Annotated in this window: 21 protein-coding genes; 14 read left to right on the forward strand and 7 right to left on the reverse strand. The window is 65.3% G+C overall.

Features of this window, described 5'->3' with window-relative positions:
• Positions 1-19: 19 nt before the first annotated feature.
• From CFB82_RS37415 to CFB82_RS37455, 10 genes are all read left to right on the forward strand, one after another.
• Positions 20-3,163 carry a multidrug efflux RND transporter permease subunit gene (locus tag CFB82_RS37415; RefSeq protein ID WP_089449285.1) on the forward strand — a complete coding sequence of 1,048 codons (3,144 nt, stop codon included), beginning with the start codon at positions 20-22 and terminating at the stop codon, positions 3,161-3,163.
• 4 nt (positions 3,164-3,167) lie between these two features.
• Positions 3,168-4,610: an efflux transporter outer membrane subunit gene (locus CFB82_RS37420; protein ID WP_089487338.1), complete on the forward strand. Its 1,443-nt coding sequence runs from the start codon at positions 3,168-3,170 to the stop codon at positions 4,608-4,610.
• A 112-nt stretch (positions 4,611-4,722) separates the two neighbouring features.
• Complete coding sequence (locus tag CFB82_RS37425; protein ID WP_069250154.1) at positions 4,723-5,412, forward strand: response regulator; 690 nt, start codon at positions 4,723-4,725, stop codon at positions 5,410-5,412.
• Positions 5,413-5,438: 26 nt separating this feature from the next.
• Positions 5,439-5,669, forward strand: coding sequence for a hypothetical protein (locus CFB82_RS43525; protein WP_179255509.1), 231 nt, complete (start codon positions 5,439-5,441; stop codon positions 5,667-5,669).
• Positions 5,670-5,791: 122 nt separating this feature from the next.
• Complete coding sequence (locus CFB82_RS43530; RefSeq protein WP_179255510.1) at positions 5,792-6,304, forward strand: DUF3331 domain-containing protein; 513 nt, start codon at positions 5,792-5,794, stop codon at positions 6,302-6,304.
• A 138-nt stretch (positions 6,305-6,442) separates the two neighbouring features.
• Complete coding sequence (locus CFB82_RS37435) at positions 6,443-8,017, forward strand: Na+/H+ antiporter (RefSeq protein ID WP_089449282.1); 1,575 nt, start codon at positions 6,443-6,445, stop codon at positions 8,015-8,017.
• A gap of 124 nt (positions 8,018-8,141) precedes the next feature.
• The gene (locus tag CFB82_RS37440; protein WP_089449281.1) at positions 8,142-8,789 is read left to right on the forward strand and encodes a paraquat-inducible protein A; all 648 of its coding nucleotides are present in this window, start codon (positions 8,142-8,144) and stop codon (positions 8,787-8,789) included.
• A complete protein-coding gene (locus CFB82_RS37445) occupies positions 8,786-9,433 on the forward strand; it encodes a paraquat-inducible protein A (protein ID WP_089487340.1) in 648 nt (215 codons plus the stop codon). The genes CFB82_RS37440 and CFB82_RS37445 overlap by 4 nt, the downstream gene beginning before the upstream one ends.
• On the forward strand, positions 9,430-11,100 hold the full coding sequence (locus CFB82_RS37450) for a PqiB family protein (RefSeq protein ID WP_089487341.1): 1,671 nt from the start codon (positions 9,430-9,432) through the stop codon (positions 11,098-11,100). The genes CFB82_RS37445 and CFB82_RS37450 overlap by 4 nt, the downstream gene beginning before the upstream one ends.
• Entirely contained in the window at positions 11,097-11,738 is a 642-nt protein-coding gene (locus tag CFB82_RS37455; RefSeq protein WP_089487342.1) for a PqiC family protein, read from the forward strand. The genes CFB82_RS37450 and CFB82_RS37455 overlap by 4 nt, the downstream gene beginning before the upstream one ends.
• 87 nt (positions 11,739-11,825) lie before the next feature.
• Here CFB82_RS37455 and CFB82_RS37460 read toward each other — a convergent pair whose 3' ends face one another.
• Positions 11,826-12,986 (reverse strand): AraC family transcriptional regulator, encoded by a 1,161-nt coding sequence (locus CFB82_RS37460; RefSeq protein ID WP_089487343.1) that lies wholly within the window; start codon positions 12,984-12,986, stop codon positions 11,826-11,828.
• Complete coding sequence (locus CFB82_RS37465) at positions 12,986-14,620, reverse strand: AMP-binding protein (protein WP_089487344.1); 1,635 nt, start codon at positions 14,618-14,620, stop codon at positions 12,986-12,988. Before CFB82_RS37465 ends, CFB82_RS37460 begins: the two co-directional genes overlap by 1 nt.
• Positions 14,621-14,986: 366 nt before the next feature.
• Here CFB82_RS37465 and CFB82_RS37470 point away from each other — a divergent pair, with 366 nt between their 5' ends.
• Positions 14,987-16,087 carry an AraC family transcriptional regulator gene (locus CFB82_RS37470; RefSeq protein WP_089487345.1) on the forward strand — a complete coding sequence of 367 codons (1,101 nt, stop codon included), beginning with the start codon at positions 14,987-14,989 and terminating at the stop codon, positions 16,085-16,087.
• Between the two features lie 19 nt (positions 16,088-16,106).
• Here CFB82_RS37470 and CFB82_RS37475 read toward each other — a convergent pair whose 3' ends face one another.
• The 4 genes from CFB82_RS37475 to CFB82_RS37490 all read right to left on the reverse strand — a co-directional run bounded on the left by CFB82_RS37475 (position 16,107) and on the right by CFB82_RS37490 (position 19,202).
• Positions 16,107-17,612 carry a HAMP domain-containing sensor histidine kinase gene (locus CFB82_RS37475; protein ID WP_089487544.1) on the reverse strand — a complete coding sequence of 502 codons (1,506 nt, stop codon included), beginning with the start codon at positions 17,610-17,612 and terminating at the stop codon, positions 16,107-16,109.
• Positions 17,612-18,331, reverse strand: coding sequence for a response regulator transcription factor (locus CFB82_RS37480; RefSeq protein WP_039353478.1), 720 nt, complete (start codon positions 18,329-18,331; stop codon positions 17,612-17,614). Before CFB82_RS37480 ends, CFB82_RS37475 begins: the two co-directional genes overlap by 1 nt.
• A gap of 275 nt (positions 18,332-18,606) precedes the next feature.
• Complete coding sequence (gene vapC, locus CFB82_RS37485; protein WP_069250144.1) at positions 18,607-19,011, reverse strand: type II toxin-antitoxin system VapC family toxin; 405 nt, start codon at positions 19,009-19,011, stop codon at positions 18,607-18,609.
• Complete coding sequence (locus CFB82_RS37490) at positions 19,008-19,202, reverse strand: type II toxin-antitoxin system VapB family antitoxin (RefSeq protein ID WP_089449272.1); 195 nt, start codon at positions 19,200-19,202, stop codon at positions 19,008-19,010. The genes vapC and CFB82_RS37490 overlap by 4 nt, the downstream gene beginning before the upstream one ends.
• A 578-nt stretch (positions 19,203-19,780) precedes the next feature.
• Between CFB82_RS37490 and CFB82_RS37495 the strand changes: the two genes are divergently transcribed.
• Positions 19,781-21,376, forward strand: coding sequence for a DUF7822 domain-containing protein (locus CFB82_RS37495; protein WP_143751030.1), 1,596 nt, complete (start codon positions 19,781-19,783; stop codon positions 21,374-21,376).
• Positions 21,377-21,518: 142 nt separating this feature from the next.
• Positions 21,519-21,926 (forward strand): hypothetical protein, encoded by a 408-nt coding sequence (locus CFB82_RS37500; protein ID WP_089449270.1) that lies wholly within the window; start codon positions 21,519-21,521, stop codon positions 21,924-21,926.
• 64 nt (positions 21,927-21,990) lie between these two features.
• Here the strand turns inward: CFB82_RS37500 and CFB82_RS37505 are convergent, their stop codons facing one another.
• Positions 21,991-22,548 (reverse strand): TetR/AcrR family transcriptional regulator, encoded by a 558-nt coding sequence (locus CFB82_RS37505; RefSeq protein ID WP_231937791.1) that lies wholly within the window; start codon positions 22,546-22,548, stop codon positions 21,991-21,993.
• A 163-nt stretch (positions 22,549-22,711) separates the two neighbouring features.
• On the opposite strand from CFB82_RS37505, the gene CFB82_RS37510 reads away from it, so the two are divergent.
• Positions 22,712-25,903, forward strand: coding sequence for a bifunctional cytochrome P450/NADPH--P450 reductase (locus CFB82_RS37510; protein WP_089487347.1), 3,192 nt, complete (start codon positions 22,712-22,714; stop codon positions 25,901-25,903).
• Positions 25,904-26,310 lie beyond the last annotated feature (407 nt).

The raw sequence follows: 26,310 nt of genomic DNA on the forward strand, positions 1-26,310 counted from the left end.
TCACGGGGAGCATCCAGTCATGTCCCAATTCTTCATCCGGCGCCCGGTCTTCGCGTGGGTGATCGCCCTCTTCATCATCCTGCTGGGCCTGATCGCCATCCCCGAACTGCCGGTTGCGCGCTATCCGTCGGTCGCGCCGCCGACCGTCACCATTACCGCCACCTACCCGGGCGCCACGCCGCAGACGATGACCGACAGCGTGCTGAGCCTCATCGAGCGCGAGCTGTCCGGCGTCCGGAACCTGCTGTACTTCGAATCGGCGTCGGATACGTCCGGCCAGGCGAAGATCACCGCGACCTTCAAGCCCGGCACCGATTCCGCGATGGCGCAGGTCGAGGTGCAGAACAAGCTCAAGTCGGTCGAGCCGCGCCTGCCGCCCGTCGTGCGGCAAAACGGCGTGATCGTCGAGTCTGCCTCCACGGGCTTCCTGTTGTTCGTCGGCCTGAAGTCGGACAGCGGCCGCTACGACGAAAACGCGCTGGCCGACTACATGGCGCGCAACGTCGTCGAGGACCTGCGCCGTGTCGAAGGCGTCGGCAAGGTGCAGCTGTTCGGCTCCGAACAGGCGATGCGCATCTGGGTCGATCCGCAGAAGCTGATCACCTACGGCCTGTCGATGAACGACCTGACGACCGCCGTCAGCCAGCAGAACGTGCAGATCGCCCCGGGCAGCCTCGGTGCGGCGCCCGCGTTGCCGGGCCAGCGCGTCACCGTGCCGCTCACCGCGCAAGGCCAGCTCACGTCGCCCGAGCAGTTCGCGAAGATCGTGCTGCGCGCGAACGCGAACGGCTCGAAGGTCGTGCTCGGCGACGTCGCGCGGGTCGAGCTCGGCCCGCAGTCGTTCACCTTCGTCAACAGCGAGAACGGCAAACCCGCGACCTTCGCCGGCGTGCAGCTGGCGCCGGGCGCCAACGCGGTGAAGACCGCCGAGGCCGTGCGCGAGCAACTGGACATGATCGCCAAGACGATGCCGTCCGGCATGACCTACTCGATCCCGTTCGACACCGCGCCGTTCGTGAAGATCTCGATCGAGAAGGTGATTCACACGCTGATCGAAGCGATGGTGCTCGTGTTCCTGGTGATGTACCTGTTCCTGCAGAACGTGCGCTACACGCTGATTCCGGCGATCGTCGCGCCGGTGGCGATGCTCGGCACCTTCACGGTCATGCTGATGACAGGCTTCTCGATCAACGTGCTGACGATGTTCGGCATGGTGCTCGCGATCGGCATCATCGTCGACGATGCGATCGTCGTCGTGGAGAACGTCGAACGCCTGATGGTGGAAGAAGGCCTGTCGCCGAAGGACGCGACGATCAAGGCCATGAAGGAAATCACCGGCGCCATCATCGGCATCACGCTGGTGCTGACGGCCGTGTTCCTGCCGATGGCGATGTCGAGCGGTTCGGTCGGCGTGATCTATCAGCAGTTCACGATGTCGATGGCCGTGTCGATCCTGTTCTCGGCCCTGCTCGCGCTGACGCTGACGCCGGCCCTGTGCGCGACGATGCTCAAGCCGATCGAGCATGGCCACCACGAGAAGCGCGGCTTCTTCGGCTGGTTCAACCGCCGCTTCGACCGCATGACGAGCTGGTACGAAACGCGCGTCGGCAAGCTGGTCGGCCGCACGGGCCGCGTGATGCTGCTGTTCGTCGCGATTTCCACCGCGCTGGTGTTCGGCTTCCGCATGCTGCCGTCGTCGTTCCTGCCCGAGGAAGATCAGGGCTACTTCATGACCGGCTTCCTGCTCCCGTCGGATTCGACCGTCGAGCGCACGGGCGACGTGGTCAAGACCCTCGAGAAGCATCTCGCGTCGCGTCCGGGCATCGAGTCGAGCATCTCCATCATCGGCTACGGCTTCTCGGGCCTCGGCTCCAACGCAGCACTGAACTACGCGGTGCTCAAGGACTGGGACAAGCGTGAAGGGGCAAACGCGATGGACGAAGCGATGCGCGCGCAGGCCGCGATGGGCGGCGTGACGGAAGGCACGGTCATGAGCCTGTTGCCGCCCGCGATCGACGGGCTGGGCACCAGCTCGGGCTTCACGATGCGCCTGCAGGATCGTGCGAACCAGGGCTACGCGGCGCTCAAGGCGGCTGAAGCCAAGCTGCTCGAACTGGCCGCGCAAAGCAAGGTGGTGACCGGTGTCTATCCGGACAGCCTGCCGGCCGGCACGAGCGTGAAGCTGGACATCGACCGCGAGAAGGCCGAAGCGCTCGGCGTGTCGTTCACGACCATCAGCGACACGTTGTCGGCCGCGATGGGTTCGACCTACGTGAACGACTTCCCGAACGCGGGCCGCATGCAGCAGGTGATCATCCAGGCGGATGCGCCGGCCCGCATGCAGATCGAGAACGTGATGAAGCTCTACGTGCGCAACGCGACCGGCGGCATGGTGCCGCTGTCCGAAGTGGTGCGCCCGGTCTGGTCGGAAACCCCGCTGCAGCTGGTGCGCTTCCAGGGTTACCCGTCGGCCCGTATCTCCGGCGGCTCGGCCCCCGGCTACTCCAGCGGTGCGGCCATGGCCGAGATGGAGCATCTGGCCGCGCAGTTGCCGCCGGGCTTCACGGTGGCGTGGACCGGCCAGTCGCTGCAGGAGCGTGAGTCGGCTTCGCAGGCGCCGATGCTGATGGCGCTGTCGATGGTCGTCGTGTTCCTGGTGCTCGCGGCGCTCTACGAGAGCTGGACGATTCCGCTGTCGGTGATGCTGGTGGTGCCGCTCGGCCTGATCGGCGCACTCGGCGCGGTGATGCTGCGCGGGATGCCGAACGACGTGTTCTTCAAGGTCGGGATGATCACCGTGATCGGCCTGTCGGCGAAGAACGCGATCCTGATCGTGGAAGTCGCGAAGCAGTTGCGCGAGGAAGGCATGGGGCTGATCGAGTCGGCCGTGCAGGCATCCAGGCTGCGCCTGCGCCCGATCCTGATGACCTCGCTCGCGTTCGGCCTCGGCGTCGTCCCGTTGATGATCGCGACCGGCGCCAGCGCCGAAACGCAGCACGCGATCGGCACCGGCGTGTTCGGCGGCATGGTGACCGCCACCGTGCTGGCCATTTTCTTCGTTCCGGTTTTCTACGTGTTCGTGATGAGCATCCAGGAACGCATCTCGGCATGGCGCGCATCCGGCAAGAAGCCCGCCGCCGTGACCCACGAACATGAAGGTTGATGCCATGCGATTACTCATTCTCTCCGCAGCGGTTTCCGCCGCGCTCGCGCTGTCGGCGTGCTCGATGGCGCCGAAGCTGGTCAAGCCCGAGATGCCGGTGCCGACCGCCTATACGACCACTGCCGCGGCCGACCAGCACGCGAACGCGGCCGATCTCGGCTGGCGCTCGATGTTCGGCGACCGTCGCCTGCAGCGCCTGATCGAGTTCGCGCTCGAGAACAACCGCGACCTGCGCCTGGCCGCGCTGAACGTCCAGGCTGCCGAAGCGCAGTACGGCATCCAGCGCTCCGCGCGCCTGCCGTCGATCGGCGCCGGCGCGAGCTTCACGCGCCAGCGCACGGCCGCCGACTCGCAATCGAACCCGCCGCTGCTCGAAAACACGCAGAACCAGTACGGCGTGAACATCGGCCTCAGCGCATTCGAGATCGACCTGTTCGGCCGCGTGAAGTCGCTGTCGGATGCGGCGTTCGCGCGCTACCTCGCGACCGATCACGGCCGCCGGGCGGTGCAGATCGCGCTCGTCGGCTCCGTGGCCAACGCGTATTTCGCCGAGCGTCTCGCGCAAGAGCAGCGCGCGCTGTCCGAACGCACGCTGAACGACTGGCGCCAGTCGCTCGACCTCGCACGCCGCCTGAAGCTCGCGGATCAGGCGAGCGGCGTCGACATCGCGCAGGCCGAAGGCCAGGTCGCGAGCGCCAGCGCCGATCTCGAGGCGCGTTCGCGCGCCGTCGAGCAGGCGGGCAACGCGCTGCGGCTGCTGGTCGGTACCGACCTGCCGAAGAACCTGCCCGATCCGCTGTCGCTGGAACGCCAGCCGGTGATGACCCAACTGCCGGCCGGACTGCCGTCGGAATTGCTGTACCGCCGGCCGGACATCCAGCAGGCCGAGCAGAATCTCGTCGCCGCCAACGCCGACATCGGCGCGGCGCGCGCGGCATTCTTCCCGCGCCTGTCGCTGACGTCGTCGATCGGCTTCCTCAGCCCGGGGCTGGGCAGCCTGTTCGATGGCGGCCAGCGTGTGTGGAGTTTCGCGCCGCAGGTCACGCTGCCGATCTTCCAGGGCGGCCGGCTGCGTTCCGAGCTGAATCTCGCGGAAGTGCGCAAGTCCAGCGCGGTCGTCGAGTACGAACGCTCGATCCAGACCGCGTTCCGCGAAGTGGCCGACGGCCTCGCCGGGCGCGAGACCTTCAGCCGCCAGATCGACGCGCAGACCAAGGTCGTCAAGAGCGCCGAGCGCCGTACCGATCTCGTGAACCTGCGCTATCGCGCCGGCATCGAGGATCGGCTGGAACTGCTCGACTCGCAGCGACAGCTGTATGCCGCGCGCCAGACGTTGCTGGATCTGCGCAACGCCGAACTGGGCAACGCGGTCGCGCTCTACAAGGCGCTCGGTGGCGGGCTGACCGACACCGACGTGCCTCCCGCCAACAGCGTGGCAAAAAACTGAGCAATGGGCCGTCGCCCATCCGTTCGCGACGACTGAAAGCACGGTGAAGTCCGGCGGCGCACGTGCCGCGCCGCCGGACCGCCCAAGGTCACGCTCACTTCCAGTGGACCCGATGAACCCTCTGATACTCATTGCCGAAGACGATCCGGAGATCGCCGACATACTCGACGCGTACCTCGCGCACGACGGCTTTCGCACCTACCGCGTCGATCACGGCCAGGCCGTGCTCGACGTGCAGCCCGTGCTGAAGCCCGACCTGATCCTGCTCGACGTCAGGATGCCGAAGAAGGACGGCTGGGAAGTCCTGGTCGAACTGCGTCGCCGCAGCGACACGCCGATCGTCATCATCACGGCGCTCGACCGCGAGATCGATCGCTTGCAGGGGCTGCGCTTCGGCGCGGACGACTACATCACGAAGCCGTTCAATCCGGCCGAGGTGGTCGCGCGCATCCGCGCGATCCTGCGTCGTTTCGAAACGGCCACGTCCGGCCGCTTCCTCAAGGTCGGCAACATTGAAATCGACACGCAAAGCTACCTGACCACGGTCCGCACCGACACCGGAGAAACCGGCGTCTCGCTGACGCTGACCGAATTCCGGCTGCTCGCGCACCTGGCCGGCTCGCCGAACCGCGTATTCACGCGCAGCGAACTGATCGACGCCTGCCTCGCCGACGTCGATGCGCTGGAGCGCACCGTCGACAGCCACATCAGCCGGCTACGCAAGAAGCTCGAATGCGCGGGCGCGTCCGGGATGCCGGAGGTGATGCGCGGGGTCGGCTACCGGCTGCGCAGCACCCAGTGAACGCGCACCATGGATCGCGGCGGCACATGGCGCGGATCGTCGGACTCCTGACGGTCGCTATCGTGCTGACGATCGCGACCGGATGGTTCGTCGCCTACGGCCTGATCCTGGCCGTTTCGTCTCCTGCGACCGACAACCCGATCGCGGTGGTGATCCAGGAGACGCCGAGCTATCTGATGCTGGCGGCCGTATTGCTGGCCGCGCTGGTCGCGACGATCGTCGATCTCGTCAGACTGGCGCGCGCAACGGGTTCATAGCAACAGGCCGACGCTCATTGCACGTCGGTGGCCACGCTGCGATTCCCTTGTTTTCGAATCGTTATCGGAACAACGCCTTTTCCAGAGATCTGATCAACCGCATGCGCGCAGCGAGGGTCGAAATGAGCAATCAGGGCAATGTCGCTTCGTCAATCGATGGCGATTCTCGCGAACGGGAAAGCAGCGACGATTCACTGATCGGCCGCGCGACGTTGATTCCGATCGGCGCAATCGAACCGGAGGAACGCTGGCGCCACATGATGCACTCACTCAACGCATGCAGCGACGGCGCGCGCATCAACCGGCAGCGCAAGGATGGCGCACTTGATTCACGCAGAAAAATGACTTCGGGCGATCGATCGCGGTGCAGCGCGACGATCGATATTCTGGATCAACCGACGTCCAGCACGCTGGTGCTTTCGTGGCGGGATTCAACGGGCGGACATTATGGCTATCAAAACTGGCAGAAGGGATTTGCCAGGCGGCCAGGGCTATGCGCGATGAGCGGAATGCCCATCACCCCGGGCGACGAGATTTTCCGGCCGAGCGTACGACATGGCCGACCGACGAACGCGTCCGCGATGATTCTCGCGATTCACATCGCCTGCATCGATTTTGCCCTGATCACGACATAGCAGTGGTGCCCTTCCAACGCCCAGCCGGGCGCCGACGCCGTCCGGCTCCTGGAAACCGGGCCGCTCATTGCGCCTTCCGTCCGGCTGAAGCGCTCATGGGCAACGCACCACCGAAGCGCTGACAACAGAACCCTCACCATGGCTATTTTCGAATTGATGATCGCGCTGCTGCTGGCGATCCTTGTCTTGCACTATGTCGGGCATAAGCTCGGCCTCCCCCCTGCCGTCGCACTGATCATCGGCGGCGGTTTCATCGCCTTTCTGCCCGGCCTGCCCGAGGTGCATATCGATCCGGAACTGGTGCTGGTGATTTTCCTGCCCCCGTTGCTGATGGACAGCGCCCTTGGCATTTCACTCGACCATCTGCGCCGGCACATGCTGGGCGTCGGGGCGTTGGCGATCGGTGCGGTGCTCTTCACCACGGTCGTGGTGGCCCTCGTCACCCACTGGCTCGTGCCCGCCCTGCCCTGGGCGGCCTGCGCGGCCCTGGGCGCGCTGGTCGCGCCGCCGGATGCGGTGTCGGCCCGCGCCGCGCTGCAGCAGGTGAAACTGCCGCGCCGCCTCCTGATCCTGCTGGAAGGCGAGAGCCTGTTCAACGACGCAACGGGCCTCGTGCTGTTCCGCTTCGCGGTGGCAGCGGGCGTGACGGGCCTGTTCAGTCCGGCCGAAGCGCTCGGCAGCTTCGCACTGCTGGCGCTGGGCGGCGTACTGGTCGGCGCTTTCGTGGGGGGCGCCTGGGTGATCCTGATGCGCCATCTCGACGAAGACAGCCTGGTCATCGCCGCCAGCCCGCTGTGTGCGTGGGGCTCCTATCTGCTGGCCGAGCGCTTCCATGTGTCGGGGGTGATCGCCACGGTGACGACGGGCCTCATCTGCGCCTGGTTCCAGCACCGCGTACTCGGCGCGTCGGCGCGCCTGTACGGCACGGGCTTCTGGACCGTCACGATCTTCATTCTCGAAGCGTTCGTCTTCCTGATCATCGGATCCTCGCTGCACGAGTTGATCCAGCGGGGCGACGGGCTCGACACGATGCTGGCGGAGATGGGCGTACCGGTGCTGATCGTCGTGCTGTCCGTCATCCTCGCACGGTTTGCCTGGGTGTATGTGTCGGACGGCGCGCTCATCCTGTTACGGAAGTTGGGCGTGACGCGCTTCCATCCGCTCGGGCTGGCCGACGCCACGGTATTGAGCTGGGCCGGCATGCGAGGGGTGATCACCCTGGCGCTCGCCGCCAGCCTGCCGGAGAGCTTTCCGGGGCGCGATTTCATCCTCGTCACCGCCATCGCCGTCATCCTCGCCACCGTGCTGGTGCAGGGGCAGTCGCTCGGCGCGGTGATCCGCTGGACCGGGCTCGCGGCGCCGGAAAGCGACAAGCCTCGCCTGAGCATGAGCGAGGCGGAGGCCGTGATCGCCAAGGTGCAGTACGAGTTGATGGCAAAACGGGCCTACAACGCGGCGGGCGAACTCGTTCACCCGATGCTCCTGGACATTCACCGGCACAAGGCCGAGGACATGGCCCGCTACGCGCGCCACGCCGACGAATACAAGCCCCATCTCGATGCGCGTTCGGACACCGTGCTGGAATTGATCGCGGCGGGACGGGCCGAGCTCATGCGCCTCTACCGCGCCGGCGATATCGACGAGCACACGCTGCACGAACTGACGCGCGACCTCGATCTCGAGGAACTCCGCGCCATTTCCGCCAAGGCGTGAGGCGATCGCCATCGATGGAGACGCAACGCGTTCAAGCGAATCCCGGCTCCATCGTTTCTCCATCAAACCGCACAAAAGCGTCCATCGACGCCAAGCACACTGCGAAGCCATTCATCGAGTACCCATGCGCAAGCAACACGAACCCATGGACACGTTTCCGGCCCTGATCGCCTGCGAGCATTGCGACAGCGTCTACCGACGCCGCGCGCTGGCGCCGCACGAGGTCGCGCGTTGCGAGCGCTGCTCCGCCGTGCTGTTTCGCTCGAGCTGGCTCGATGTCGACCGGTGGCTCGCGCTGGCGCTTGCGGCGGGCGTGGTGTTTGCCATCGCCAACCTCTGCCCGATCATGCGGATCAGCGTGCAGGGGCTGCATAGCGAGGCCACGCTGTGGCAATCCGCGCTCGCGCTGGCCAAGGGCTTCGCCGCGCCGATCGCGATACCGACAGCGCTCGCCATCGTGGTGGTGCCGTTCCTGCAGATCGCCACGCTGATCTGGTTGCTGGCCTTCGCCCGTGCAGGGCATCGCGCGCCCGCGTTCGGCCCGCTGATGCGGCTGCTCGTCGCGCTGCGACCGTGGAGCATGATCGAGGTCGGGTTGCTCGGCATCCTGATCGCCATCATCAAGCTGTCCAGCATCATGCAGATCATTCCCGGCGCGGGCTTGTGGGCCACGGCCGTGCTGATGGTGCTGATTCCGCTGATCGCGGGCCACGACACGCGCCAGCTGTGGGACTGGGTCGTGCCGGTGGAACCCGCCGGAGGCCGCCCGTGAGCCTGCCCGTGCGCGCCAGCCAGCTGGGCATGGTCGGATGCCATGCGTGCGGCCTCGTCTGCCGGACCCACGCCTCCTCCGCGCAGGATGCGCACGCGCATGCCGCCGACGCGCAACGCTGCCCGCGGTGCGGGTCGGCGCTGCACGCGCGTCGCCCGGACAGCCTCGTGCGCGCGTGGGCGCTGCTGATCGCCAGCCTGATCTTCTACATCCCGGCCAACCTGTTGCCGGTGATGCGCACCACGCTGCTCGGCAGCCACAGCGAATCGACGATTCTCAGCGGCGTCGTGGTGTTCTGGAAAGCCGGCTCGTACGGCATCGCGTCAGTGATCTTCATCGCGAGCGTCGTCGTGCCGTGCACGAAGTTTCTCGCGCTCGGCGCGTTGCTCGTCACGACGGGCCGGCGCAGCGTGTCGGCCATGCGCGAGCGGGCCGTGCTGTATCGCGCGGTCGAGCTGGTCGGCTACTGGTCGATGCTCGACGTACTGGTCGTCGCGATCATCTGTGCGCTGGTGAAGTTCGGTCCGCTGTCCGAGATCGAGCCACGCGCCGGCATTTTGTTTTTCGGCATGGTCGTCATTCTCACGATGCTGTCCGCGATGAGTTTTGACCCACGCCTCATTTGGGACGCCGAAGAAGCATGAATCCTCCATCCGGCCCGCAAGGCCTCGAACCCCACGACCCGCCCGTGACGCGCAACCGCCTGCGGCTTTCGCTCGTCTGGCTCGTGCCGCTCGTCGCGGCATTGATCGGCCTGTCGATGGTGATCCACGCGTGGTTGTCCGTCGGACCGGAAATCACGATCACGTTCAACACCGCGCAAGGCCTCGAAGCCGGCAAGACGCCCGTCAAGTACAAGGACGTCGTGATCGGCACCGTGACCGCCATCTCGCTGAGCGACGACAGTTCGCACGTCGTCGCGACCGTATCGTTCGTGAAGAATGCGCGCAACCTCATTCGCGACGACACGCGCTTCTGGGTCGTGCGGCCGCGCGTCGGCATGAGCGGCGTATCGGGCATCGATACGCTGTTCTCCGGCGCCTATATCGGCATGGACACGGGCCGCTCGGACCAGTCGCGGAAGGCCTACACCGGGCTCGAGACGCCGCCCACCGTCATCAACGGCACGCCGGGGACGAGCTACGCGCTGCGCGCCACCGATCTCGGCTCGCTCGATATCGGCTCGCCGGTCTATTACCGCCACCTGATGGTCGGCCACGTCGCGTCGTACAAGCTCGACATGCAGAGCCGCGACATGAACCTGCAGGTGTTCATCGATGCGCCGTACGATCGGCTGGTGACGACCGATACGCGCTTCTGGAACGCGAGCGGCATGGATCTGTCGCTCGACGCGAACGGCCTGAAGCTGAAGACGCAGTCGGTCGCGACGATCGTGGGTGGCGGCATCGCGTTCGCGACGCCGGAAGACAGCAGCGCGACCGCCGCCCCTGCCGGCAACCTGTTTACGCTCGCCGACAACGAAGCTTCCGCGATGGCTGCGCCGGACGGGCCATCCCAACTCATTCGACTCCGTTTCGAGCAGCCGTTGCGCGGGCTCGCAGTCGGGGCGCCGGTGGAATTCTCCGGCGTCAACATGGGCAAGGTGGTATCGACCCAGCTCGACTTCGACCGTGCGACCCGGCGCTTTCAGTCGATCGTGATGGTCAAGGTCTATCCGTATCGGCTCGGCCCCGTCATCGAGAAGCTGCAGAAGACCGAAGGCAACGGCAATCCGCGCGCGGCCCAGTTTCTCGCGGGCCTGGTCGAGCACGGGCTCCGTGCGCAGGCGCGTACCGGCAACCTGCTGACCGAGCAGCTCTACATTTCGTTCGATTTCGTGAAGAACGCGCCGAAGGTGCCGTTCGATGCGAACGCCACGCCGCTGACCTTGCCCACCGTGGCGAGTACGTTCGACAAGCTGCCGGAGCAAGTCGCCGACATCGTCGACAAGATCAACAAGTTGCCGCTGGATTCGATCGGCAAGCATGTCGATTCGAGCCTGACCAACCTGGACGCGACGCTCAGGCAGGTCAACGGCCAGTTGCTGCCGTCGACGACGCGCGCGCTCGACCAGGCGAACCAGACGTTCGGCGCGTTGCGCCAGGGCATCGCCGAGGACGGCCCGCTTCAGGAAAACCTGGCGAACACGCTGACCGAAGTCCAGCGTACCGCGCGCTCGTTGCGCACGCTCACCGACATGCTGGGCCGCCGTCCCGACGCGCTGCTCCGGGGCACCGGCGCCGATCATGCGCCGATCGCGCCTGTCGCCCCTTCCACCTCACCTGTCCCGCAGGAGCCACGACAACCATGAGCTTCCCGATTCGCGCCAGGACGATCGCCCTGGGCGCCGGCGCCGTCATCGCGCTGACCGCCTGCGCGTCGAACCCGGTGCATTACTACACGCTGGTCTCGCCGGGCACGGCCTCAGCCACATCCACGACGTCGACAACCGCACGCGCCACCGCGCCGCTGGCGATCAACGTGTTGCCGGTCGGCATCCCCGCCCAGCTCGACCAGCAGCAGATGGTCGTGCGCAGCGGGACGGGCACCGCGCTGATACTCGACAACGAACGCTGGGTCGCGCCGCTCGGCGACGAGCTGCGCGCGGCGCTTTCGTCGGCGCTCGTCGAGCAACTGGGCGCGCGCAACGTCACCGGCCTGCCGCGTCCGTCGAACCAGACCGTCATGAGCATCCGCACGCAGGTGCGCCGCTTCGATGCGTGGCCCGGGAGCATGGCCCGGTTCGAAGCCGATTGGGTCGTCGCCGTGCAGCAGGACACGCCGGGCACGCGCATTTCGTGCAGCACGCGGCTCAGCGAAGCCGCACCCGGAGGCTACGCGGACATGGTGCGTGTGCAACAGCGCATGATCGAGCAGTTCGCCACGCGGATCGCGAGCACAGTGCGCAGCTTCGGCAACGGGCGTCCTGCCTGTCCCGCCGATTCGTAAACCGTCCCGCCCGGGGGAGCCGTCCATGGGAGCGCGCGAAGGTATCCGGTTATGGGAACCGGCTACCTTGAAGCTCGACGCGCCCCGTTACGCGCGCCGCCGGTAAGTACCCGGCGTACTCCCTGTCCAGTGCCGGAACGCGCGATGGAACGCGCTCGGATCGTCGAAGCCGATGTCGGCGCCGATCGCCGCGATCGTGTCGGGCGTGTCGGTCAGCCGCTGGATCGCGATGTCGCGCCGCAGTTCGTCCTTGAGCACCTGGAACGTCGTGCCTTCGGCGGCCAGGTGGCGGCTCAGCGTGCGCACCGAGCAATGCAGGTGCTCGGCCGCCTGGTCGATCACCGGCAGGTCGGGCAACGCTGCCGACAGGTACTGCCGCACGCGATGGCACACGAGCTGTTCGCTGAACGATTCGAAGATCCAGTCGCCCGGTGCGCGCGCGAGGAACTTGCGCAGGTTGCGCTTGCTCTGCCGGATCGGCGCGTCGAGGTAGTCCGCGCTGAAGCGCATCAGCGTGCGCTCGCAGTCGAACTGCACGGCGCCCGTGAAGAAGTACAGGTGCTCGACCGCGTGGCGCGGCCGCGGGCACGCGAACTCGATCTGCAGCAGCGGGATCTTCTGCCCGATCAGCCAGGAGCACACGCCGTGCACGAGCTTGAGCATCAGTTCCTGGCCAAGCGCGCCGATCGGGCCGATGGCGTCGTTCGGGCGCAGCACCACCTGCGCGACGAGACCGTCGCGCTTCGATTCGACGAAGAAATCGTCGAGCAGGATATGGAAGAATTGCCCGAAACGATGCAGCGCCGTTTCGAGGTTGCGCGCATCGAGCAGGCTCAGGCACAGGTACTTCAGCGTGCCGCCGCGCAGCGGGCGCGAGAAGATGCCGGGCATCTCGTCGTCGAGTTCGATCGCGAGCGTGCGGTACAGCGTCGAGAACTGCTCCTCCGTCACGCGCGCATGCGGTTCGCCGAGCAGCTCGATCGGGATGCCGGCCCCGCCCAGGTAGCGCTCGACCACGTCGCGCTGCACGCCCGCGCTCGCGAGGAAGCCGTTGACGAGCGAGATCGGCACCGTCGCGCTCGGCGACGGCAGCGCACGCCCGGGTGCGGGCCCGGGCTGGGCGGAAAGTGAATCTGAACCGGTCATCGCGTCCCCGTCGATCGAACCGCTCGCATTGTACTTGAGCGGCCCGCGCGGAGCCTTCCTGGCCGTCGGCGCGCCGGGCGCTGCGCGACGCGCCGACACCATCAGTCGGTGCGGCTGAGTTCCCGGCGCAGGATCTTGCCGACGGTCGACTTCGGCAGCCGGTCGACGAAGCGAATCAGCTTCGGCACCTTGTAGGCCGCGAGGCTCTCGCGGCAATGCGCGACGAGTTGTTCCTCCGTCACGTCGGCGTCCTGCGCCAGCACCACGAACAGTTTCACGGCCTCGCCCGTGCGCGCATCCGGCACGCCGATGCACGCGCACTCGGCCACGCCCGGCACGGCGGTCGCGACGGCTTCCACCTCGTTCGGGTACACGTTGAAGCCCGACACGATGATCATGTCCTTCTTGCGGTCGACGATCCGCAGGAAACCGGCTTCGTCGAACACGCCGACGTCGCCGGTGCGGAAATAGCCGTCGGCCGTGAACGCGGCCGCATTCGCGTCCGGCTTCTGCCAGTAGCCGCCCATCACCTGCGGCCCCTTCACGCAGATCTCGCCCGCGCCGCCGATCGCCACCTCGTTGTCCTGGTCGTCGAGCAGCTTCACGTCGGTCGACGGCAGCGGCAGGCCCGTGGTGCCCGTGAACGAGTCGATCGACTGCGGGTTGAACGATACGACCGGCGACGTTTCCGACAGCCCGTAGCCCTCGCGGATGAAGTTGCCCGTCACCGCCTTCCAGCGCGACGAGATCACGTCGATCACGGCCGCGCCGCCGCCGGCCGACAGCTTCAGCCGCGACCAGTCGACTTCCGTCAGGCGCGGATGGCCGGCGAGCCCCGCGTACAGCGTGTTCACGCCGACGAACACCGTCGGCCGCGCGGCCTTCAGCACGTCGATGAAGCCGTCCATGTCGCGCGGGTTCGCGATCAGCCAGTTCTGCGCGCCGATCGCGAAGTAGGACAGGAAGTTCACCGTCAGCGCGAAGATGTGATACATCGGGATCGCCGTGACGACGACCTCCTCGCCCGGCTCGCGCGCGGCCGGCACGATCGCCCCGAACTGCTCGATGTTCGCGACGAGGTTGCGGTGCGACAGCGCCGCGCCCTTCGACAGGCCGGTCGTGCCGCCCGTGTACTGCAGCAGCAGCAGGTCCGCGCCGCCCAGCGCAACCGGTTCGAACGCGAGCGATTCGCCGGCGGCAATGGCGTCCGCGAGCGGGATCGAACCGGGCGGCAGCGCGTCGCATGTACCGGCCGGCGCATCGACGACGCCCAGATCGCCGCGCCCGACGCTCAGCACGGTGCGCACGCGCGTGCCGCCGACCACTTCGGCGAACGTGCCCATCGACCCGCCGCACACCACGGCGACCTCGACGCCCGCGTCGTTGAGCTGATGCTCGAGCTCGCGCGCCGTGTAGAGCGGGTTCACGTTGACCTGGATCGCGCCGATCTTCGCGACCGCGACGAACGCGACCGGAAACGCGAGCACGTTGGGCAGCATCACGGCGACGCGATCACCCTTGCGGACGCCCACGACCTGCTGCAGATAGGCGGCCAGCGCGGTCGACAGGCGGTCGACGTCGGCATAGGTCAGCGTGCGGCCATACGAGTGGAACGCCGGGCGATCGGCGAATCGGCGCATCGCGTCGTCCAGCAGCGCGCTTACGGAAGGATGGCGATCGGGATCGATCTCGGCGGGAATCGGGCCATACGACCCGGTCCAGTGTCTCTTCGTCATGTCTCACTCCACGGGGGACGGCGCGCCGGCCGCGCCGTTCGCACGACGGCCTGCACGCCGGAGAAGCGCGGACCATCGCCTGATCGGCGACTATCGCCCGCGCGGCGCACTTTGAAAATGATCCGGGCGGCCGAAAAGATGATCGAAACGGACATGCGGGGCGCGCCTGTCCAGGCAACTTCGCCGAATACCGCCGACGTGGCCGGCCGGCACGCTCCGGGCCGACTGCGGCGGCACGGGCGCCACCGAAGCTGCTGCGCCGGGTCGCACTGGCGCGCGTATCAGGGTGAACCCTGTGGCGCTTGGGACCGATCCCGAGCAGAATGCGTGCCGTCAACGATATCGATTCGGACGCAGGATGCTCCCATGCAGCGCAGTGCGCTCTTGACCCCGACGGCCGCCCGCGCAGCCCGCCTGCCGGACCTCGAGCCGACCCACGCGTTGCGCCAGCAGCGCTTCACGCCGGCCAAGCTGGCCGTGCTGCTCGACGTGGCCGCGCAAGCCGGCGTCGACCCGGGCGCGGTGCTCGACGGTACCGGCCTCACGCCGGCCGCCGTCGCGGACCCGTTCACGCTCACGTCGCCGCTGCAGTTCCTCACAGCCGCGCGCAATGCGATCGGCCGCTACGACGGCACCGATCTCGGCGTGCGCGTCGGCCACCGGCTGCACGTGTCGAGCTACGGGATGTACGGCTACGCGATGCTGTGTTCGGAATCGCTCGCGCACGCGTTCGAATCCGCCGTCAAATATCACCGGCTCGCAAACGGCATGCTCGCGATCCACTGGGTCGAACAGGGCGACCTCGCGTCGTGGCAGTTTCCCGACCGGCACGAAGTCGCGCTACCCTGCCTCGACGAGCCGCTGTACCGCTTCCTGATCGACATGCAGTTCGCGCTGCACGTGACGATCATCAAGGACGTGATGGGGGCGTGGTGCGTGCCGGCGCGCGCGCAGTTCGCCCAGCCGCAGCCGGCGCACGCGGCGCAGTTGGCCGATGCGCTCGAATGCCCGATCGCGTTCGACCAGCCGCATCATGTGCTCAGCTATCCGGCGGCGTGGCTCACGCGCGCGCCGCAGCTCGCGAATCCGATCACAGCCGCGCAGGTGTCGTCGCATTGCGCGAGCCTGCTCGACGACATGCGCAGCCAGGCCGGCGTCACGCGGCGCGTGTACCAGGAACTCACGCGCACGCCCGGGCAGTTTCCCGATATCGACGCGATCGCGGCGATCCTGTGCATCACGTCGCGCACGCTGCGCCGCAAGCTCGAAGCCGAAGGCACGTCGTACAGCGAACTGCTGGCGAGCGTGCGCAAGGCGCTCGCGATCGACTATCTCAGCACGACCACGCTCAGCACCGAGGACATCGCATCGACGCTCGGCTTCAGCGACGCGGTGGGTTTCCGCCACGCGTTCAAGCGCTGGACCGGCATGACGCCGAGCGACGTACGGCGCAAGCGCGGCAGTTGAGCGCGGGCATTGACGACGATCAGCGCCCGTCGCCCGCCGCGGGCGCGGCCACCGCCAGCGCGAACTCGAACACCGCCCCGCGCCCGGCCCGGTCGACCAGCCGGATACTGCTGCCGTTGAGCGCCAGCATCCGATGCACGATCAGCAGCCCGAGCCCCCCGCTCGTCACCGCGCCGCCGCTCATCGGCCGCTGCGGCCGCTGGAACAGCCCTTCGCGCCGCGTCACCGGAATCCCTTCACCGGTATCGGCCACGGTCACGAGCACGCGGTCGCCGCGCGGCTCCAGCGCGACCTCGACCTCACCGTGCGCGGGCGTGTGCCGCAGCGCATTGTCGAGCAGGTTGGTCAGCACGCGCTCGATCATCCCGAGATCGGCCGACACGACCGGCACCCGCGGCGGAATCCGCGCACGCAGCGTGACGCCGCGCGCCTGCGCCGTCAGCTCGAATTTCTGGAACACGTCCTGCACGAGATCGACGAGCGAGAACGGCTCGCGCTCGGCCTGCACGCCGCCCGATTCGAGCCGCGCGAGCTCGAACAGCGCCTGCGCGAGCCGGCCGACCTTCGCGCTCTGCGCGAGCGCGATCGACAGGTAGCGCCGCCGTTCGTTCTCGGCGAGCGCGTCCGACTTCAGCGACAGCGTCTCCAGGTAGCCGTGCAGCGACGTGAGCGGCGTGCGCAGGTCGTGCGAGATGTTCGTGATCAGTTCTCGCCGCTGCTGATCCTGGTGCGTCAGCGCGCGCCACTGGTCGCCGATCCGGTCGGCCATCTGCGCGAACGCGGATTCGAGCACGACGATGTCGTCGCCGCGCCGGCCCGGCCGCGAGCGCGGCACCGGCGGCTGCGTGTCGGGCGTACCGTTCGCGTCGAAGCGGCGCATCGCGTCCGTCAGCCGGCGCAGCGGGCGCGTGATGAAGCTGAACGCGGTGAGGCCCGCGAGCAGGCCGAGCAGCGCGACCAGCGCCATCGACCACAGCGTCGTGCGCAGCACATTGCCGGCGTCGACGCGCGCGGCCAGCTGGTCGTGCGCCTCGCCGAGCAGCACCACGTAGATGTAGCCGGACGGCGGCTGCCCCGCACGCTGCAGCGGCGCGGCGCTGAACACCTTGCGCGCATCCGGGCTGCGCGGGTCGTCGCCGAGGATCGGCAGCGGCTCGCCCGCGATGAAGCGCTGCACGGGCGCGAGATCGACGCGGTCGCGCTTCACGTGGCCGGGCGGCGCATCGTCGCCCTTGATCCGGCCCGCGTTGTCGAGCAGGTACACCTCGACGCTCGGGTTCACGCCCATCAACTGGCCGAACAGCGTGCGTACGGCGTCCGGGCGCAGCCCGTTCGCATCCATCAGCGGTGCGCTGTGGGTCACGCTGTTGACGATATTGGCGGCCAGGTCGCGCGACAGCCCCTGCACGACTTCCTGCTCGCGCATGTCGTTCGCGCGGATCTGCAGCCACGCGGACGCGCCCGAGCACGCAAGCAGCAGCACCGAGAACACGAGCGACAGCCGCTGGGTGAGGGTGAGCTTCATCATGCGTCCCGCTGGCCGGGTGCGGCAAGCTTGTAGCCGCGGCCCCACACGGTGAGGATCCGCACGGGTTCGGCCGGATCGGCCTCGATCTTCGCGCGCAGCCGGTTGATGTGGGTGTTGACCGTGTGCTCGTAGCCTTCGTGCTGGTAGCCCCACACGGCGTTGAGCAGGTCCATCCGCGAGAACACCTTGCCCGGGTGCCGCGCGAAGAAATACAGCAGGTCGAATTCGCGCGGCGTGAGGTCGATGCGCGCGCCGTCCACGCTCGCCTCGCGCGCGATCGGGTCGATCGCCAGCCCCGCGACGTCGAGCGTGCCCGCGTCGATCCGCGAATCGCGCGCGAGCGCATCGACGCGCCGCAGCAGCGCCTTCACGCGCGCGACGAGTTCGAGCACGGAGAACGGCTTGGCCAGATAGTCGTCGGCGCCGAGCTCGAGGCCGAGGATCCGGTGCACCTCGCTCGAGCGCGCGCTGGTGATGATGATCGGCGTGTAGCGCGTCATCGCACGCGCGCGCCGGCAGATTTCGAGGCCGTCGACGCCCGGCAGCATCAGGTCGAGGATCAGCGCATCCCAGCCGCCCTGTTCGAGCAGGCGCAGCCCTTCGGCGCCGTCCGCGCTGTGCACGACCTCGTAGCGCTCGTCGCGCAGGTGCAGGCTCAGTACATCGGCGATATCGGCGTCGTCCTCGACGATCAGGATGCGTTTCGGTTGGTCCATGGCGGCAGGCGGCGGCACGGCGGTGCCAGGTATCGGTTCGGGCCGGCCCCGGTCCGGCTGGCCGGGTTCTCCGGGGGTGAATCGCGGTGATGGGCCGCGCTGCCGCCATTGTGCAAAATTTTGCGGCGGGAAGGGATCACAAATCGTTTAGATTTGGATCGTGCTTGCGCCCGGTGCCGATGCCCGCAAGGTTTCGCGCTCCGGCCCTTGAACTGGATTTCCTGTCGCCCGGAAAACGCTCAGGCCGAAGGTCGATGAGGCTAGCCTGGCTTCGCTCAATCATCCAGAAGGGCTGATCGAAGCCCCAGATGTTGAACGAATGGATCGAAGTCGCGATCGCTATACAGCAACGAGACCCCGTTCTCAATACAATAAGTCGCGATCAGCGTGTCGATGGTCTTGCGGATCGTCACGCCTCGCGCTCTCAACTCACGATAATTTCGCGCGGCCTGGACAGCGTTGTCGGTTCCGACCAGCGATACGACATTCATGCGCCCCGTCATCAACTGGCGGGCGACATTGAATTCGGATTCAGCCGAAAAGCCCTGCAACACCTCCGCGACGATCAGGTCGCCGGACAACAGCGCCTCGTGGCCGAGCAAAGCGTCGAGCTTGTCGGTTTCCGGCGCAACCTTGCCGCGGAAATAGTCGATCCAGACGCTCGAATCCACGAGCGTCATCGATCCTTCCTCATGGCGTCGAGATCACCTTCCCAGTGGAGTTTTCCACGGAACTGGCGAATCTGCTCTTGCTGCTTGAGCCTGATGATCGTCTTCAGACCGAGCTCGACCACTTCGCGCTTGGTTTTGATACCGGTTGCGGCAAGCGCCTCGGCCATCAGCTTGTCGTCGATTTCAATGTTGGTACGCATGGCATACCTCTCGATGTGTATAAATTTCTAAATTGTACACATCACTATCCAAAGCGTCTCGCCAACCACAACCACTGGGTGGCAAGGTCAAACAGCGCCATGGGCAGTATTCCATGCTGACCGTCATCCATTTTTCAAGTGGCTCGCACCCGAAACGTGGAAGTCCCTCAATTCACGTTGATACTGGTACGTCAGCGGTCTCTCCGGTTACCCGATCCGTTTCGCCCTCCGCGTGCGGATTGAAGGAACGACGATGTCCGCGCGTTCCTCCTTCCTTGAAAGAACCCTCTCCACCACGACACTCGCGCCCGCCGGCAACTGACCGACGACTGACACCATGCACGCCATGAATGGCTCGGCGCCGGCATCACGGGTATATTCCTCGGCTGCGTGGGAGAGTGGATGATCGTGATCGGCCCCAGGCTGATGCGCACATGATCGGTCCTGTTGCTGCGTAGAGGCATGACGGGCCGACGGCTTGCCGGACGTGACGCCATTCGGCTGCGTCCGGATCCGACCTTGCCCGTCGTGGACGACCGAAGTTGCACACACAAATAAACAAGAGAGATTCCGGGAAAATGCTTCGATATGCTTGCCTGTTTGCTCACGACCACCCGTCCACGCCCGACAGCGTATGGGATATCGACAACGGCCAGATGGACGGCTGGGCCGAATGGTTCGAACAGATTCCGCAACTATTCCTCTACCTGATCGGCGATGCGGCGCATCTGCCACAGATCGCACCGTGCGCGATATATGGCGATGTCGAGTCGCCCGCCTGCCTGATGGCGCCGATGGCCGAGGTGCGCGAGCGCTGGCATGCGCTGGATCGGCACATGCAGCCGCGGCTGCCGCAGTTGCCGGCCGATGCTCAGGCGCAATGGGCACACATGCACACGACCGTCTCCACGACGTCGCGCGAATGGCTGATCCTCGATTGCTGCCAGTTTTGCGATGCGGCCATCGGCACGCCCGACATGAACACGTTCCTGCAGCAGACGCGACAACGCTGCGCCGAATGGGGCCCGGCACCCGAGCCGGGCTCGGGCGACCTGCCGCCCGTTCTTCTACCGTTGCTGAGCGAGGCAACGGGGCGATGGGGATGGTGGAATCCGAACGTGATCGAGCGCATCTACGCGATCGAGGCGCAGCCGCATGCGGAATGGCCGGATGATCTGCGGGAAAGCTACGAGCCGGCAAAGGACTGGCAACCATGGATCGAGGAAGTGCAGGCGTACTATGTGCGGCGAATCGATCGTGCTGCCGGCGCATCGCCTTCGGCCGACGCCGATCGGCCACGCGCCCCGGCCGGGCTCGTCACGCCATATGGCCGCTGGCTGGTGCACCCCGACGAAGGAGCGGAATGGATCGACATCGAGGCAGGCTATATCGTCATCAGGCAACACGGTGACTGGCATGCCGGCGCGCCGGGCGGCCTCAAGGATCTGAATGGCCGGTGGGTCGTGCCGGTTTCCGCCGGCTACGTCAATGTGTCTCCCCTCACGCGAACGCTGGCACTGGGGCGACGTGCGCCGCTGCCGGAAGGCACGAGCGGAATCGTCGATCTGCTGCATTGGCCCGGTGGCGAGTCGCTGTTCGACGACCTGACCGGCGGGACGCTCCACGACGACGGTCGAGTCCGCCTCTTCCATGCGGACGATACGGTGTCCGCTGTCGATGCGGCGACCGGCGAACCGCTGTTCGACACGCGTTACAAGAACGTGTTCGCGTTCCACCGGAAGCTCCGCCTCGCAGTGGTCGAGTGGTGTCGGCCCGGCGAGCATTCGCCGGACAATCCGGGCATCCTGCAGGGTGTCGTGCACGAGAGCGGACGACTGGTCATCCCCTGCGAATACGCACACGTCCATCACGCTTACCAGCAGCCGCCGAAGCTCCTGCACGGGCGCCAGTTGCTGGCGATTACCGCGGACGGGCGCCCCCATTTCTACAGCCCCGACGGCACGCTGCTGGCGGCGCCGGAGTGCGATATGAAGCCATGGATCTGGACGCCGACGGTGAAGGAAAATCAACTGTTGGCGTTCGACGGCGAAGGCATGGACGCACGCGTGATCTGGATAGCGTTGAGCGACTACAGCTTCATCGAGACCGGCGAAACCCGCGCCGATTGCTTGAACATGTTTAGAGAAGGCCTGAAAGGCTGGCTCCCGAAGTAACGGCGTTCGCGGATCGTGCGTCTGCACGGTACCGTTCGATGCGTCATGCCCGACGAGCCGTGCGCGCGTTGGCGCAGGAAAATCCCTTCAATTTGTCGCCGTCGTGCCGTGATACGGGACGACACGAAAACTACAACACGCAATGGACATTCACGACTACACGTTACTGAGCGCCATCCTGATGCGCCATGGTCAGCCCGAAGGACGCGCGATCAATGCTTACGGTACGCCGGAAGACCGCGAGGACTTCATCGATTTCACGGTCTTTCCGGACCGGTTGCAGTTTGACCTGAAACGAATCCTGACCGGTGTCGCGAGCCTGCGCTTTCGCTTCACGCTGTACGCACGAGAAGGGGCAGTACGGATAGAACGTACGCTGCTCGATGCCGAGGGCGCCAACCGCCGCATTCGCGGCGCACTGGGCGATCACTACACGAAGGACAAGATCGGTGTGCCGTTCGACGATGTGTCGGAGGACGAGCGTGAGTGGGTCGCGTCCGCGCTGCAGGCGTTCCATGTCTATTTCATGAAACCCGCGACCTCAACCTGATCGCTCGACGACCATGACGATGACACGCCGCATGGTCCACCGCGGCGTCGCGCGTCCCCTCTCGCTACTCCGAATCCGCCTGCGCGAACCCGAGCGTCAGACCGAACGCATCGAGGATCGTCGCCGCCGTCTTGGCCATGCGCTTCGCCATGGCCTCCGGGGCCTCGCGCGTGGCGCCCTGGCGAAGCCAGTGCACCGCCGTCCAGACCAATCCCCCGCCGAGCACCGTCAGGCAATCCTGCTCTGCTTCCGTACGGACGCCTTCATAAGGCGGAAGGAGACGGCCGGAAACGAATGTCACCAGTTCATCGAAAAACGCCGATGTCGCCGCGTCGTTGAATACGGTCAGATAGAAAGGCTGATGCGCATGCAGATGCTCGAGAATCAGCGCGGTTTCCACCTCCATTGACCTGATGAAAGTGGCATTCGGCGGGTTCAGCAGCTTGCCTTGCTCCTCGACGAACGCAAACGCGTTGTCGAGCCTCACCAGCGCGGCCCGCTGAGCGGCCGACTGAAGGTCGGGAAAGTGTTGATAGAACGTCGGACGCGCGACGCCCGCGCGCTGCACCAGCTGAGCAATGCTGAGCGTGTTCAGCGGCGCCTCGTCGAGCAGTTCGGTCACGGCGCGAACGAGCGCGTCGTAACTCCGTTGAAAGCGAGGATCGGCGGGATTAGGGCTTACATCAGGTGGCATAAAAAGCTCTGGACACGTGGTTTTGTCTATTTTACATTCGTTCAATAGATTGAGATGTGATGCGCTGACATACCTCTGAAAGGCTATTGAAATGAAATCCTCGTCCCTCGTCCCCCAGCCGCCCCTGAAACCCGTCATCGGTCATCTGATGGAGGTCCTCGGGCCGTCTCCACTTGCCAAGATGATGGATCTCGCGCGCACTTACGGGCCGGTCTACTGGTTCGAGGTGTTCGGGCAAGGTTACTACGTTGTCAGCGGACAAACACTCGTGAACGAAGTGTGTGATGAAAGCCGGTTTCAGAAGTGTGTACACCAGTCGCTGCTCGAACTCAGACCCGCGATCGGGGACGGGTTATTTACGGCATTCGGTGACGAACCGAACTGGGGCAAGGCGCATCGTGTGCTGATGCAGGCGTTCGGCCCGCTCAGTATCTGGTCGATGTTCGACAAGATGGTCGACATCGCCGACCAGATGTTTCTCCATTGGGAGCGGTTCGGCCCGGAGACGCCGGTCGACGTGTCCGATCACATGACGCGGCTGACGCTCGATACGATTGCCCTGTGTGCGTTTGATTGCCGTTTCAACAGCTTCTATCGTGAAGATCAGCATCCGTTTGTCGATGCCATGGTCAACACCCTCAGCGAGGCCGGCAAGCGCGAGTTGCGACCCAAACTCGTTTCGAAGCTGATGATCAATCGCAGTCGAAAGTTCGACGCGGACATCGAAGTCATGCGGTCGCTGGCGACCAAAATGATCGAAGACCGGCGTAAGCACCCGCACGACAGCGAAGCGTCGATGGACCTGCTGGACCGAATGCTGAACGGCATCGATCCGGTGACGGGAGAAAAACTCGATGATGAGAACATCGTCTTCCAGATGATCACCTTTCTCATCGCCGGACATGAAACGACCAGCGGGCTCCTGTCCTTTGCCACCTATTTCCTCCTCAAGAACCCGGACATCCTGCAAAAAGCACGGGACATGGTCGACGAGGTTGTCGGCAGCGAGACCCCACGGATCGAGCATCTCGCACGACTGCGTTACATCGAACACATCCTCATGGAGACGTTGCGAATCTGGCCGACAGCGCCGGCATTCGCCGTGTCACCGCTCGCCGACACCACGTTCGGCGGGAAATATGCCGTTTCTCCCGACGACATCATCATGATCCTGACGCCCATGTTGCATCGGGATGTCAGCGTCTGGGGCGAGGACGTCGAGGCGTTTCGTCCGGAGCGATTTGCCCCGGAGAATGCGGAGCAACTCCCGCCCAATTCATGGAAGCCCTTCGGCAATGGTGCACGCGCCTGTATCGGCCGACCGTTTGCCATGCAGGAAGCCCATCTCGTTCTGATCATGCTGCTTCAGCGATTCGATTTCTCTTTCGCCGATCCGGACTACGAGCTGGACGTCGCCGAAACGCTTACGCTGAAGCCGACCGGTTTCCGGGTGAACGTGAAACCGCGGGCCCGAGGTGCGCTCAAAGTGCCCGATACGGCCGTTCGCGCCCGCTCGAGCGCTCCAGGCCCGAGCGTCGCCCCGGTTCAGTCGATCCCTGCCGGCGAAGATGTGTCGACCATGCTCGTCCTCTTCGGGGGAAATACGGGCTCCGCCGAATCCTTTGCAAGACGCATTGCAGGGGACGCGAGTCGTCATGGATTTCACGCCACATGCGCGCCCCTCGACGATTTCGCGGGAAAACTCGACGGATATCCCGCCATCGTGATCGTCACCGCTTCCTACGAAGGGCAGCCGCCAGACAACGCCAGATCATTCGTCCCGTATGTCGAAGCACTCGACGAAGGGGCGCTGGACGGGGTCCATTTTTCGGTTCTCGGGTGCGGCAACAAACAATGGGCACGGACATACCAGGCGATTCCCAAGCGCGTCGATGAGGCGCTCGAGAGGGCCGGTGCCACGAGAGTGCACTTCAGGGGCGAACTCGATTCCGGTGGCGACTTCTTTGGTGAATTTGACCATTGGTACACCGAAATGTGGAGTCGCTTTGCAATCAGCGCCGGGAAGGAAGTCTCGACCGTGCAACATGGCGATACCGCACTGAAGGTCAGTTTCGCCGAGAATACCCGTGAAAAATTGCTGAACTTCGGCGACATGGCGCATGCGTCCATCGTCGACAACAGAGAACTGGTTGATATCAGCGTGGCCGGCAGCCGCTCCAAAAAGCATATCGAACTGAAACTTCCGGAAGCGATGACTTATCGATCGGGAGATTACCTGGCCGTTCTGCCCCGCAACTCGAAAAACAACGTCGATCGCGTCTTGCGCCGGTTTCGCGTGAGCTGGGACACGCAGGTGGTGATTGAAGGAACGTCAAGCAATCCACGCCTTCCGCTCGGCCAGGCAATCGGCTGTGGCGAACTGTTTTCGAGCTATGTCGAACTCGCCGTGCCTGCAACCCGATCGCAAGTATCCACCCTGGCCGCTGCCACGCGTTGCCCTCCCGAGAAGGTCGAGCTCGAGCGCCTGAGCACTGACGATTTCGAAAGCGAGATCCTGGGAAAACGGACAACCGTCATGGATCTGCTCGAACGCTTCGGGTCCGTCGATCTGTCGCTCGAAAAGTTCCTCGATATGCTGCCCGCGCTGAAAGCACGCCAGTATTCGATCTCGTCTTCTCCGCTTTGGAAAGCGGACCATGTCACGCTGACGGTAGCCGTGGTCGATGCACCCGCGCTCTCCGGCAATGGTCGCCATGAAGGCGTGGCGTCGTCGTATCTCGCGCGACTCAACGCGGGGGACAGCCTGTCCGTTGCCGTCAGGCCATCGAATGCACACTTTCGGCCACCCGCCGAAACCGGTCTTCCGATGATTCTGATCTGTGCCGGCTCCGGTATCGCCCCATTCCGTGGCTTTCTGCAAGAGCGCGCACTACAGAAGCAGCAGGGGGAAAACGTCGGCACGTCGTTGCTCTTCTTCGGCATCGATGATCCCGACGTCGACTTTCTTTATCGCGACGAACTCGACGAATGGGCACGACGCGGTGTGGTCGAAGTGATGCCGGCTTATTCGAACCGCCCGGAGGAAGGTGCTCGGTTCGTTCAAGACAAAGTCTGGCTGGAGCGCGAGAAGATCGCCGCACTGTTTGCGCAAGGTGCCACCGTCTTCGTCTGCGGGGATGGAAAGAATATGGCGCCTGCCGTACGTGCCACGCTCGGCCGCATTTATCAGGAGGCGACGGGAGCGAACGATGAAAGCGCCAGCGCGTGGATCGACACGATGGAGCGGGAGCATGGCAGATATGTTGCCGACGTGTTTGCATGACGGTGACGGGGTTCATGTCGGTTCCGGTTGCTTCAGACATTCGACCTGCTCCGCCACCGCTTTCCGGAACGGTTGCGACTAGCGCTTCGATCCCGGCCTGCCCCCTGTTCTCCTTGCGGCTTCACCCCTGGTTCCGGTCGAGTTCCGACCGGAACCAGGGGTTGATCACACGCCGCATAACCGCGTCGAATCGACCCCACGTCATTCATTTGCGAAACGCTTCGGAAAGCGACGGGTTAACCACGATCGACCGCCGATGAACACCATGTTAACTTCATTGGCCATATGACTTGATCATTTGATCAACATCGGTATGGACATGCCTTCCCAATGGAAACCACGCGAATCGTTCCATGCGCGCCGCCTCCTGATACGTGTAATCGATCACCCCGATGTCGCGACAAACG

Origin of the sequence: Burkholderia sp. HI2714 (assembly GCF_002223085.1) — a bacterium.
Taxonomy (GTDB): Bacteria; Pseudomonadota; Gammaproteobacteria; order Burkholderiales; family Burkholderiaceae; genus Burkholderia; species Burkholderia lata_D.